Below are 11936 nucleotides of genomic sequence, written 5' to 3'. Positions count from 1 at the left end.
GAGCGAGACAGCCGAAAGAGTGAATAAAAGAAGGGACGCCCTGGCGGAAAGCATGCCGCCAGGGCGTCCCTCACCTCATCGAACTCGAGCTATCGCACTATCGCGTCAGCCCACACCGATCGGCTGACGGCCGGTGTGCCGCCCGCCGTTGCCCGGCCGGTCGACGCCCGCGTTGCCGTTCCCCGCGTTCGTCTGGATCTTCACCACGTTCGCCCGGTTGCCCGAGGCGTTGTGGTGATCGATCGCCAGCAGGCCGAGGACGGTGTCCTGGGCCGCCGGGTTGCGGTTGACCACCAGCGCCGTGCCCGGCTTCGCGACGTAGCCCAGCGCGGAGTCGCCGCCGCCCTGGACCGAGTACGCGGGAGCCAGCGCGTCGAACGCGAGCGGCGTGCCGACGTAGTCGATCGTCGACGAGCCCGCACCCGGTGCCGCGTAGAACCCGGAGGTCCCGACCGTGTAGCTGATCTTGTGCGACGCGGCGTTCGGGTCGATGCCCAGCGCGGCGATGCTCACCGGCAGGACGACGACGTTGGTGTCGAACACGTTCGTGTCGACGTCGCCGAGCTGGCCGTTGACCGGCTGGATGTCCACCTGCGGGAAGCCCGGCTTCAGTGCCACGGTGACCGCCACGAGGACGTCGGTGGCCGTCACCTTGGTGACATAGGTCTCGAAGTCCGGCTGCCCGTCGCCCGTGGTGTCGATGTCGACGAACGGCGAGGTGTTGCTGCCCAGGTTGGCCAGGTCGCTCCAGGTGGTGAGACCGAAGGCCAGCAGCGCGTTCTCCGGCTCACCCTGCGCCTTGGCCAGCGGAGCCGTGGACGCCGCGCCGATGTAGCGCAGGTCGGCACCCTTGGCTGTCTGGTTCAGCGTGCAGTCGGTGGTGACGCCGCCGTCGCACTCGGGCAACTGCGGGGACTCCGCCTGCAGCTCGAGCACGCTGATCAGCGAGCGGTAGCGCTGCGCACCGGTGCCCTGGTCCACGCCCTTGCCGGTCAGGTTCAGCACGGCCTGGTTCTGGCCGGCGCCGAAGTTGACGTTGCCCGGGGTGTTGATGGACGAGACGGGCTTCGGCGCGGAGTACACCGAAAGCCGCAGCGGAACCGTCGTGCCGCTCTTCGGGGTGAACGCGATCCGGCCGGAGGCGTCCGCCACGAACTGCCGGGCGAGCCCGACCTGCGCCGCCGCCATGGTCGGGTCCATGACCTTGCGGAGCGCCTTGGGGTCGGCGATCTTCAAGGTCACCTTCACCAGCGCGACACCGCGCGGGCTCAGCTTCACCGTCGGCTTGTCCACTGTGTACTCGACACCGGGGAGCGCGTTCACGGCTTCGTAGCCCACCGAGTACTCGACCGGCTTGATGCCCTTGTTGACCACCTTGACCGTCTTGGTCAGGGTGACCGGACCGCCCGCTTCGACGACGCCGAAGTTGACCGTCACGGAGCCGGGGTTGTCGACGACGTAGGCCAGGACCTGGTTGTCCAGCGCGGCCTTCGCGTCGATCCGGCCGCTGCCGACGCGCTGCGGACCGTAGGTGCGGCCCGAAGCGTCGTGGATGTCGTGCCCGGCGGTGTTGATGACCGAGGCCTTGACCTCTTCGACCGACCAGTCCGGGTGCGCCTGACGGATCAGGGCGGTGATACCCGAAGTGTGCGGAGCCGCCATCGACGTCCCGGAGATGACCAGGCGGCCCGCTCCGCTGCCGGCCAGCGCCGACGAGATCGAGTCACCGGGCGCCGCGACGTCCGGCTTGACGGCCGGTCCGCGCCCGCCACGCGAGGTGAACGAGCTCGGGGTATCCACAATGGACTGGTCGTAGGTCGGCACGGACACGCGGCCCTTGCCGGTCATGCGGACCTGCAGCGTGCCCGCGGTCAGCGCCGGGCGCAGCGAAGCGGTCGCGCCGCCGGTCAGCTGGAACGTCGGCGTGGCCGCGTTGCCCGCGATCCCCGCCGAGAAGTGCTCCAGCGTGGACGAGAACAGCGCGCCCTTGGCACCGGCGGCCTGGGCGTTGTTCGAGCGGACGCCCGAACCGCAGGCGCGGGTCGCGTCGTTGTCGTCCCATTCGAGCCAGGCGATCTTGCCCGCGACCTTGGCCTTGTCGGCGTCGGAGTACGGGAGGCAACCGGCCGCGTTGGCGGCGGACAGCGCGACGACCGGAGCGGTGACGTCGAGCGTGTCGTAGGTCGCGTAGTTCTGGCTGAACTGGCCGGTCTTCGAGCCCTTGACCCCGGCGGGGGCCACGGCCTCGACGGCGTCGCGCAGGACGGACGCGTCACGGCTGCTGGCGACGGTCAGTGCCTCGGGCGTGTTGCCCGGCGCGCCGCCGACGTCGTTGAGGTCGCCGCCGTTGCCCGCGGAGAACACCGGGACGACGTTGTTCGCGGCGATCTTGCGCACGAACAGCGAGTCCGGGTCGTCCGGGGTGGCGAAGTCGCCGCCCAGCGACAGGTTGACCACGTCGAGGTGGTCGGTGAAGTCGCCGTCACCGTCCGGGTCGAGCGACCAGTCGAGCGCCTGCGAGGTGACGTTGGTCGAGCCCTCGCAGCCGAAGACCTTGATCGCGTACAGCAGGGCCTTGGGCGCGGTGCCCGGGCCGATCTGCATCGCTTCGAGCTTCTTCTTGTTGAGCTTCTTGTAGTCGCCCGTGAACGTCTTGCCCGCTTCGTCCACACCGAACCCGGCGACCGTGCCCGCGACGTGCGTGCCGTGGTGGCCACAGGCGAGCGGGTTGGGGTCCGGCTTCGGGGTCTTGAGGGCCGGGTCGGCGCTGCCCGAGTCGTAGGCGTCGCCGACCAGGTCGATACCGCCGACGACCTTGTCGGTCGGGAAGGCCGGGGTGGCCTGGTCGCGGTTGATCGCCTTGTACGCCTCGACCGTGCCCGGACCGCCGAAGTCGGCGTGGGTGTAGTCGATGCCGTCGTCGATCACGCCGACGCGGATGCCGTCGCCGTAGCGGCCGGTCTGCTGCCAGGAGGCGAGCGTGTTGGTCAGCTGTACCGCGCTGGAGTTCGTGCGGGTCTTCGGCACGACCGTCTTGACCGAGACGACGTCCGGCCGCTTCGCCAGGTCGCGGATCTTCGCCGCGTCGGCCGTGACGACCGCGCCGGCGACCGCGTTGGAGGTCTGGGTGACCAGCTGGGTCCGGGCGTCCGCGGCCTTGAGCTGCCCGACGACGGAGTTCACCGTCGCGGCGGCGTCGGCCTTGGCGTTCTTCGCCGCCTTCTTGGCTTTCTCCTTGCCCGCGCCCTTGTTCTGCTCGACGTTGAAGGCGTCGACGGCGGGCTGCTTGGCCAGCTCGACGAACGCGGTGATCTGCCCCTGGGCGGCCTTGAGCTTCGGCTCGACCTTCCCCTGGAAGCCGTTACGGTCGATCTTCGCCGGCGTGATGCCGTCCGCGAGGGGGACGTCCTGTGCGGCTGCGGTCGCCCCTGTCATGGACGTCGCGAGCAACGCGGCGAAGACCGCGGCCGACGAGCGGATGGCCCATCGGGGTACGCGGGATCTGTTCATGAGTAAGTGCCCTCACTCGAGGCCTAGACTCGGAACCTGCCTGCCGCTCGAACACACCCCCGACGGTGAGCCCCGGCGCCGCGCCGTGCCCTTGACGGCGCGATGGTTCGGCCTCGCCGGAAGAACCTATCCGGGGACCAGCCCGACTTCAGTAGGCATTTTTCACCGTTATTGAATCTTGCTCTTCGCAACCCCGCGACTACCGGGGAAAAGTATTCTTGTAACGCCGGTAACGTGTTGCCATATAACGAAAGCCGCGTCCGAGGACGCGGCTTTCGTTACAGGCTTTTCAGGTCAGCCGAAGTTGACGGCCCGGATCGTGTGCGCACCGACGGTCGCGCCGATCGGCTCCAGCAGGTGCGAGTCCACCGAACGGTCCACACGCAACAGCATGACCGCGTCCGCGCCGTCGGTGGTCTGGCTGATCTGCGCGGCCTCGATGTTGATGCCCGCCTCGCCGAGCAGCGTGCCGACGCGGCCCATGATGCCCGGGCGGTCCGGGTACTCCAGCAGCAGCACGTTGCCCTCGGCACGCAGGTCGAAGTGGCGTCCGTTGACCTCGACCAGCTTCTCGACCTCGTCCTTGCCGGTGACCGAACCGGACACCGAAAGGGTCTGGCCGTCGGCGTAGACCGCGCGGACGGTGACCAGGCTGCGGAATTTGGGGCTTTCGGGCTCGGTGACCAGATCGACCTGGACACCCAGCTCCTCCGCCACGCGCGGCGCGTTCACGAAGGTGACCTGGTCCTCGACGACGCCGGAGAACACGCCGCGTTCGGCCGCGAGCGGCAGCACGCTGACGTCCTCGTTGGACAGCTCACCCTTGACCACGACGGTGACCGAGGTGGGCGCCTTCGGGTTGAGCGCGGTCAGCACGGTACCGAGCTTCTGGGTGAGCGAGAGGTACGGCCGGACGTGCTCGCCGACCGTGCCGCCGCCCGCGACGTTCACCGCGTCCGGCACGAAGTCGCCGCGCAGCGCGAGCAGCACGGACTTCGCGACGTCGGTGCCCGCGCGGTCCTGCGCCTCGGCCGTCGACGCGCCCAGGTGGGGGGTGACGACGACGTTCGGCAGGCCGAACAGCGGGCTCTCGGTGGTGGGCTCGGTGACGAACACGTCGATGCCCGCGCCGCCGACGTGGCCGGAGCTCACCGCGTCCGCCAGCGCCTGCTCGTCGATCAGGCCACCGCGCGCGGCGTTGACGATGATGACGCCCTGCTTGACCTTCTTGAGCGCCTCGGCACCGATCAAGCCCTTGGTCTCCGGGGTCTTCGGCAGGTGGATGGAGATCGCGTCGGCGCGCTCCAGCAGCTCGTCCAGCGTGACCAGCTCGATGCCGAGCTGCGCGGCGCGGGCGGCCGAGACGTAGGGGTCGTAGGCGATGAGCTTGGTGTCGAAAGCGGCGAGCCGCTGCGCGAACAGCTGGCCGATCTTGCCGAGGCCGACCACGCCGACGGTCTTGCCCTGGATCTCGATGCCGGAGTAGGCGCTGCGCTTCCACGCGCCGCCCTGGAGGCTCTGGTCCGCGGCCGGGACCCGGCGGGCGACCGCGAGCAGCAGCGCGACGGCGTGCTCGGCGGCGGAGACGATGTTCGACGTCGGCGCGTTGACCACCAGCACACCGCGCTCGGTGGCGGCGGGCACCTCGACGTTGTCCAGCCCGACGCCGGCGCGGGCGACGACCTTGAGCGAGGTGGTGGCGGCGAGGACCTCGGCGTCGACCTTCGTCGCGGACCGCACGAGCAGCGCGTCCGCCGTCTTCACGGCTTCGAGCAGCGCGGGACGGTCCGTGCCGTCCACATGCTGGACCTCGACCTCGTCGGAGAAGACACTCAGCACGGAGGGCGCGAGCTTCTCGGCGATGAGGACGACGGGCTTGTTCGGCTTGGTCACGATACGGCTCCCACTATCTGGTCTGTGCCTGCGACTCGGGGCTGATTGCCTTCTCGGCGGGAAAAAGTGCCTCGAAGCGGATGACGGTCACGCCGTTGTGCCCGGTTGCGCCGCAGTTTAGACCTGGTGACGCCGGGATTGTTAACTCGCCCGTAATCCCGCGAAAACGAGATCGAGGAGGCGTTCGAGCGCCTTGTCACCCGAAAGGTGTTCACTGGCCCAGGAAAGCGCGTGCAGCAGCACCAGTGATTCGTGCGCTGTGACATCCGCCCGGAGCTCACCCGAGGCCTTCGCGCGTTCCACCAGATGGGATACGGCGTCCCGCATGGCGTGACACGACGCGTACAACGGCGAGGTCTCGTCGTTGAGGACGTCGACCATCAGTTCGGGCAGCCCGCGGTAACTGGCCGACTGCCTGCCCATCCCGGCGAGCCAGGATTTCAGCGCGCCCAGCGGCTCCGGCGAGTCCAGGAGTTCGCGAGCGGCCGCGGCCTGCCCGTCGAACTGTTCGCGGAGCACAGTCTCGACCAAGGCCTCCCGGGTCGGGAAATGCCGGTAGAGCGTCCCGATGCCGACACCGGCCCGGCGGGCGATCTCTTCCAGCGAGGCCTCGACCCCATGCGCGGCGAAGGCGCGCCTCGCCTCTTCGAGGAGGCGCTCGTAGTTGCGCCTGGCGTCCGCGCGCAGCGGTTTCTTGTCGGTGTCCATCGCACTCCCGAGCCTAGTCTCGACAAATCGGAGGCCCCCTCCGTATAGTCTGACAGGGTAACCGGAGGGTGCCTCATGTTAGCTGGGGAGACTGAAGTGAACCTGATCGAAGAGACCCGTGACCGGCTGGGACCGGTGGGTGTCTGGCTGCCGCTCGGCATGACGCATCCGTCGCCCGACGAGGAGCTGGCGGCGATACGACGACTGGAAAAGCTGGGATACCGCACCGTGTGGGCCGGCGAGGGTCCCGGCAGCCGGGAGCTGTTCGCGCACGGCGGCATCACGCTCACGTCCACCGAACGGGTGGTGATCGGCACCGGGATCGCCAACATCTGGTCGCGGCCGGGACGCACCGCGCACGCCGGCGCGCGGACACTCGCGCACGCCTTCCCCGGGCGGTTCGTGCTGGGGATCGGCATCGGACACGCGTTCCAGGCCGCGAAGTCCGGTGTGGACTACCGCCCGCTCGAACAGACCAGGGCGTACCTCACCGAGATGGACGAGGCCGCGGCCGAAGCACCGGCGCCCGTGCCGTATCCGCGGATCCTCGCCGCCGTCGGGCCGAAGATGCTCGAACTCGCGCGGGACCGGGCGGACGGCGCGCATCCGTTCGCCCAGCCCTTCGAGCACACGCCGTACTCCCGCGAGATCCTCGGCCCGGACAAACTGCTCATTCCCACTCATTCGGTCCTGCTCGGCGATCGTGAGCAGGCACGGGAGAACGTGGCGAAGAACATCAAAATGATGAAGCAGTACAACGTTCCGCACTACTTCAACGGCTGGAAACGGCTCGGCTACACGGACGCCGACATCGACGGCGTCAGCGACCGGCTCGTGGACGGGCTGACCGCCTGGGGCGACGAAGAGAAGATCGCGGGACGGATCAAGGAACTCGTCGACGCCGGCGCGGACACCGTGCTCGTCACTCCCGACGGGGACGACCTCCCGGCCATCTTGAGCCAGCTGGAGCGGCTGGCCCCGGCACTGACGGAGGTGACAAGGTGAGCGTCGGGATCTGGACGTTCTCGTTCGACGGCAAGGAAATCGGCGAAGTCCGCGAGGCGGCCTCGGAAGTCGAGGAACTCGGCTTCGACACGTTGTGGTTCGGGGAGTACCTGGGGCGAGAGGCCTTCACCCAGGCGGGACTGCTGCTGGCGGCGACGTCCAGGTTGACGGTCGCTACCGGGATCGCCCGGTTCGACCAGCGGGAACCGGCCACCGCCGCGGCCGCCGGCCGGACGCTCGCCGAGGCCTATCCCGGCCGGTTCGTCCTCGGACTGGGCGGGCACCGGCCGGGCACGAAACCGCTGGAAGCGATGAGCGGATACCTCGCCGCCATGGACGCGAGCGAACTGTCCACACCGGACTCCCCGCATCGGCGGCTGCTGGCCGCGCTGGGGCCGAAGATGCTCGCTTTGGCCGCGGAGCGCGCCGACGGGGCGCATCCGTACTTCGTCCCTGTCGAGCACACTGTCCGGGCGAGGGAGATCATGGGGCCTTCGGCTTTCCTCGCCGTCGAGCAGGCCGGTGTGCTGGGGGCGGATCGGGAGATCGCGCGGCAGCACGTGTCGATGTACCTGGAACTGGCTCCCCATCATCGGGCGAATCTGCGGCGGTTCGGGTTCACCGAGGAGGACTACGGCTCCGACAGGCTCGTGGACGCCTTGGTCGCCGTCGGGGAGGACGAGATCTCGTCGCGGGTGCAGGCGCATCTGGACGCGGGGGCGGACCACGTCTGCCTGCAGGTCCTGACCGGGGACGAGCGGATCCCGTTGGCCGAATGGCGGGTTTTGTCGGGGGTGGTCGGTAGCGTGCGGAAGCATGACGTCACCGGCTGAACTCGCTTTCGAGCAAGCACGGGAACTGGTCGACGCACAAGACCTCGCCGGTCTCACGCGCCTGATCGAGGACCTGCCCACGCTCGTCCACGCGCATGGGAAAAACGGGAACGATCTGCTCGGCATGGCCGCCGCCACCCGCGACGAGCGGCTGTGCCGGCTCCTGCTCGATCACGGGGCCGATCCGGCGTCGGCCAACGTGCACGGCTGGACAGCGTTGCACCAGGCCGGGTACGTCGGGCTGCCGTTGCTGGTCACGATGCTCCTCGACGCGGGCGCCCCGGTCGATGTGCCCGCGCGTGGCGACGGCGGGACGCCACTGGTGGTCGCGCTGTTCTGGGGCCACCGCGAGGCCGCCGAAGTCCTGGCCTCGCGTGACCTCACCCCCGGCAACCTCCGGGTGGCGGCGGGACTCGGCCGGGCAGACCTGCTCGACGAGTTGCTCGCGCCGGACGGCACGCTCTCCCCCGCGGCGGGCGCGCATCGTGAGTTTCACCGGCCGCACAGCGGTTTCCCGGAGTGGCGCCCGAGCGACGATCCGGCCGAGATCGTCGACGAGGCGCTTTCGTGGGCCGCGCGGAACGACCGATCTGCGGCGGTGCGCACCCTGGTGGCGCGCGGCGCGAAGGTGGACGCCGACGTCTATCGGGGAACCGCGCTGACCTGGGCCGCCGCGCAGGGGAAGGCTTCGGCGATCGAGACCTTGGCGGAACTCGGGGCTTCGGTGAACCGTCAGGGCACCTTTGGCGGGTTCTCCCACGGCGAAAGTGTCACGGCACTGCACCTGGCCGTGCAGGGCGGGCACGTGGACGCGGTTCGGGCGTTGCTGACGGCGGGGGCGGATCCTTCGCTCGAAGATGCTTTGTACTCGTCGTCGGCTTTGGGGTGGGCTGAGCACTTCGGGCAGACGGAGATCTTGGCGGTGCTGCGAGGCGCGTGAGCTCGCGTCCCCCCAAGTGTCATGAAAGGGTCGTTCAGGACACTTTTCGTCCTGAACGACCCTTTCATGACATCCGAGCGGCTGTCCCGATCCTGACGGCACGTGGCCCACCGGCCCCTCGCCGAAAGTACGACGCTCACCGAACAATGAGCCCATGCGAGCGATCAGCCAGAACCGCCTGGGCGGCCCCGAAGTCCTCGAACTCGTCGACCTCGAAAGACCGACCCCCGGCCCGACCCAGATCCTGGTCCGGGTGCACGCCGCCGCCGTCAACCCGGTCGACTGGAAGACCCGCGAGACCGGCGGCATCGGCCCGATGGGCGATCCGCCGTTCGTGCTCGGCTGGGACGTTTCCGGCGTGGTCGAGGAGGTCGGCGCGGGCGCGTCCCTGTTCTCTCCCGGCGACGAGGTCTTCGGCATGCCGTCGTTCCCCTTCCAGGCCGGGGCGTACGCCGAATATGTCGTCGCGCCGAGCCGTCACTTCGCCCGTAAACCGTCCACTTTGGACCACGTGCACGCGGCCGCGGTCCCGCTCGCGGGACTGACCGCCTGGCAGAGCCTCGTCGACACGGCGGACATCCGGCCTGGGCAACGGGTTCTGATCCACGCGGCGGCGGGCGGCGTCGGCCATCTCGCGGTCCAGATCGCCAAGGCGCGTGGCGCGTACGTGATCGGCACGGCGGGCGCGGCCAAGCACGACTTCCTTCGAGGTCTCGGCGCGGACGAACTCGTCGACTATCGGACAGCGGACTTCGCCGAGGAGGTCCGCGACGTCGACGTCGTCCTCGACACGATCGGCTTGGAGTACGGACCCCGTTCCCTCAAAACCCTGCGCCGCGGCGGCAAAATCGTCCAGCTCACCCGGACGAATGACGAGCGGATGCCCGAACTGGCCGCGGCGGCGGGCGTCACCGCCGGGTTCACCCTCGCCGAGCCGGATCGCACCGGCCTGCTGGCCCTGGCCGAACTCATCGAGAACGGACGGCTCAAGCCGGTCATCGACACCGTGTTCCCGCTGAAAGAGGCGGCGAAGGCCCAAGAACTCGTGGCGACCGGAAAGACCACGGGGAAGGTCGTGCTGTCGCTCGTCGACTGATCAGGTGGACAAGTGGAGTCTGTAGTCCGTATCGTCAAAGGCGGACTACAGACTCCGTTTCTGTCTGACTGGGAGACCTTCATGACCACACCCCGCGACGTCTTCGACAAGCTTTCCGAAGGCATCACCGCCAGAAACTGGGATGAGCTCTTCGCGCTCTACACGGAAGACGCCGTCGTCGAGAACCCCCAGCGCCCGCCCGTACCGACCCGGTTCGAGGGCCGCGAGACGCTCCGCAAGATCTTCGGCGGAGGATTCAACGTGCGCATGAGCAGGGCGGATGTCCTGATTCACGGGACAACCGACCCGGAGGTGCTCATCGCCGAGTACCGCAATGTCGGCGAGGCGCTGGACACCGGGAAGTCCTTCGACATCGCCAACATCCAGCTCCTCCGGGTGCGCGACGGGCTCATCGCCCACTCGCGCGACTATCACGACTACCTGCGCCTCATCGCGGCACAGGATGGCCTGGAGGCACTGAAGAGGAGCTACGAGACCGCCGAACGGGAGGCCACGCCGGTCCCGCCGCGCCCCGCGTCGGCGGCGGATCCGAAGAGCCCGCGCGGCGTCTTCGAGCGGCTCACCTACGGCGTCGCGGACGGCGATTGGGCCGGACTGCCGGATCTCTACGCCGAGGAAACCCACGTCACGCACCCGTTCCTGCCCGGGGCGGAAACCCTGAGGAGCCGGGAAGACCTGCGCGAGCACTTCAAGTTCGGCGAGCAGGGCAAGGTCCGGTTCCAGGTCCGGGATCTGGTGATCCACGAGACCCTCGACCCCGAGGTCGTCATCGGCGAGTTCGACTACCAGGGCACGGCGGGAGACAGCCCGGAATTCCGCGTCTCCAACATCTTCGTGCTGCGCGTCCGCGACGGACTGATCGTCGAATCCCGTGACTACGCCGACCATCTCGCCATCGCGGCCGCCACCGGGCGGCTCGGAGAACTGCTCGCGCGAGTCCAGGCGTGACCTCGCGGCTCCCTGCGACCTACGGTGTGTTTCACAAGTCAAGTTCGCGGTCTTCGCGCCCAGGCGGCCCCTGACGGCACGCGCGGATGCGCCCGAGTACGACCCACGAGGCCGATCCGCCCGCACCGCCAGGAACCACCTGGATCACGAAGCCCATCGAACAGACTTGTGAAAACACGCCCTAGCCCCGGTCGATCGCGGCCTCGATGTGGGCGAGCTGGACGGCGAGGATCTCTTCGAACGCGGCACCGCGGTCCACCCCGAGAGGGCGGACGTCGCGCGCGAAGTGAGCCAGAGCGGGGAATTGTTCCGGGTCGGCGCCGAGCACCGTGACACGGAACAATTCCATTCCCTGTTCGTATTCTTCGGGAGTGAGGGTGCCGACTCCGGCCTCGGAGGCGATCAGCGCGGCGATGAGGACCGCGATCCGGTGGTAGCGCGCCGGAACCTCCGCGTCGGGCAGTCCCGACGCGCGCAGGGCCTGCAGCACCTCTTCCGTGACCAGGCGGGAACCGGTGCCTCCTGACGCGTAACGTCCCCAGACCGCGGCGAGCTGGGGATGCCTGCCGAAAGCCTCTCTCACGCGCAGGGCCAGTGTCGTGATGCGCTGCTTCCAGTCGCCTTCGGGCCGGTAGCCGTCCATGGCGGCCAGGAGGATCCGGTCCGCGACCGCGCGCAGCAGTTCGGTCTTGCTGCGGAAGTGCCGGTAGAGACTCGAAGAATCGGTCCCGAGCGCCGCCGCGAGCTTGCGCACGCTGAAGGAATCCGCGTCGCCCGTGCGCAGCAACTCCGCCGCCGCGTCCAGGATCTCCTCGGTCGACCAGCGCCTTCTGCCTGTCATCTCACCCCTTTCGACGGTCCCAGCATAGCTGTGCACTCACTGTTGCACGCACTGCGTGCATCATGGCAGCATGAGCGTACGAGCAGCCCGGCGACAGTCGGCCGGCGTGCGGCTCACCTGGGGAATACGAAAGGACATCTG

Annotated in this window: 9 protein-coding genes; 5 read left to right on the top strand and 4 right to left on the bottom strand. The window is 68.8% G+C overall.

The features are described 5' to 3' along the window. Positions 1-105 precede the first annotated feature (105 nt). From ACFOSH_RS07845 to ACFOSH_RS07835, 3 genes are all read right to left on the bottom strand, one after another. The gene (locus ACFOSH_RS07845) at positions 106-3510 is read right to left on the bottom strand and encodes a S8 family peptidase (RefSeq protein ID WP_378238038.1); all 3405 of its coding nucleotides are present in this window, start codon (positions 3508-3510) and stop codon (positions 106-108) included. A gap of 294 nt (positions 3511-3804) precedes the next feature. Next, positions 3805-5403, bottom strand: a complete 1599-nt coding sequence (gene serA / locus ACFOSH_RS07840) for a phosphoglycerate dehydrogenase (RefSeq protein WP_378238037.1) — start codon at positions 5401-5403, stop codon at positions 3805-3807. A 141-nt stretch (positions 5404-5544) separates the two neighbouring features. After that, positions 5545-6111 (bottom strand): TetR/AcrR family transcriptional regulator, encoded by a 567-nt coding sequence (locus ACFOSH_RS07835; RefSeq protein WP_378238036.1) that lies wholly within the window; start codon positions 6109-6111, stop codon positions 5545-5547. Between the two features lie 96 nt (positions 6112-6207). On the opposite strand from ACFOSH_RS07835, the gene ACFOSH_RS07830 reads away from it, so the two are divergent. From ACFOSH_RS07830 to ACFOSH_RS07810, 5 genes are all read left to right on the top strand, one after another. Continuing rightward, the gene (locus ACFOSH_RS07830) at positions 6208-7116 is read left to right on the top strand and encodes a TIGR03620 family F420-dependent LLM class oxidoreductase (protein ID WP_378238035.1); all 909 of its coding nucleotides are present in this window, start codon (positions 6208-6210) and stop codon (positions 7114-7116) included. After that, positions 7113-7949 carry a TIGR03620 family F420-dependent LLM class oxidoreductase gene (locus ACFOSH_RS07825; protein ID WP_378238033.1) on the top strand — a complete coding sequence of 279 codons (837 nt, stop codon included), beginning with the start codon at positions 7113-7115 and terminating at the stop codon, positions 7947-7949. Before ACFOSH_RS07830 ends, ACFOSH_RS07825 begins: the two co-directional genes overlap by 4 nt. Further along, a complete protein-coding gene (locus tag ACFOSH_RS07820) occupies positions 7933-8889 on the top strand; it encodes an ankyrin repeat domain-containing protein (RefSeq protein ID WP_378238032.1) in 957 nt (318 codons plus the stop codon). Before ACFOSH_RS07825 ends, ACFOSH_RS07820 begins: the two co-directional genes overlap by 17 nt. A gap of 154 nt (positions 8890-9043) precedes the next feature. Next, positions 9044-9985, top strand: a complete 942-nt coding sequence (locus ACFOSH_RS07815; RefSeq protein ID WP_378238031.1) for an NADP-dependent oxidoreductase — start codon at positions 9044-9046, stop codon at positions 9983-9985. An 81-nt stretch (positions 9986-10066) separates the two neighbouring features. Next, on the top strand, positions 10067-10954 hold the full coding sequence (locus ACFOSH_RS07810; RefSeq protein WP_378238029.1) for a nuclear transport factor 2 family protein: 888 nt from the start codon (positions 10067-10069) through the stop codon (positions 10952-10954). A 181-nt stretch (positions 10955-11135) separates the two neighbouring features. On the opposite strand, the gene ACFOSH_RS07805 is transcribed toward ACFOSH_RS07810, so the two are convergent. Continuing rightward, positions 11136-11795: a TetR/AcrR family transcriptional regulator gene (locus tag ACFOSH_RS07805; protein ID WP_378238028.1), complete on the bottom strand. Its 660-nt coding sequence runs from the start codon at positions 11793-11795 to the stop codon at positions 11136-11138. Positions 11796-11936 lie beyond the last annotated feature (141 nt).

The sequence above is a fragment of the Amycolatopsis speibonae genome (assembly GCF_042647925.1).
GTDB lineage: Bacteria > Actinomycetota > Actinomycetes > Mycobacteriales > Pseudonocardiaceae > Amycolatopsis > Amycolatopsis speibonae.
This window is presented reverse-complemented; position numbering and strand designations above follow the sequence as displayed.

Excerpts from the sequence above, each read along its gene's own strand:
- ACFOSH_RS07845 (WP_378238038.1), bottom strand. The coding sequence starts at position 3,510 with ATGAACAGATCCCGCGTACCCCGATGGGCCATCCGCTCGTCGGCCGCG.
- ACFOSH_RS07835 (WP_378238036.1), bottom strand. The coding sequence starts at position 6,111 with ATGGACACCGACAAGAAACCGCTGCGCGCGGACGCCAGGCGCAACTAC.
- ACFOSH_RS07820 (WP_378238032.1), top strand. The coding sequence starts at position 7,933 with ATGACGTCACCGGCTGAACTCGCTTTCGAGCAAGCACGGGAACTGGTC.
- ACFOSH_RS07815 (WP_378238031.1), top strand. The coding sequence starts at position 9,044 with ATGCGAGCGATCAGCCAGAACCGCCTGGGCGGCCCCGAAGTCCTCGAA.
- ACFOSH_RS07810 (WP_378238029.1), top strand. The coding sequence starts at position 10,067 with ATGACCACACCCCGCGACGTCTTCGACAAGCTTTCCGAAGGCATCACC.
- ACFOSH_RS07805 (WP_378238028.1), bottom strand. The coding sequence starts at position 11,795 with ATGACAGGCAGAAGGCGCTGGTCGACCGAGGAGATCCTGGACGCGGCG.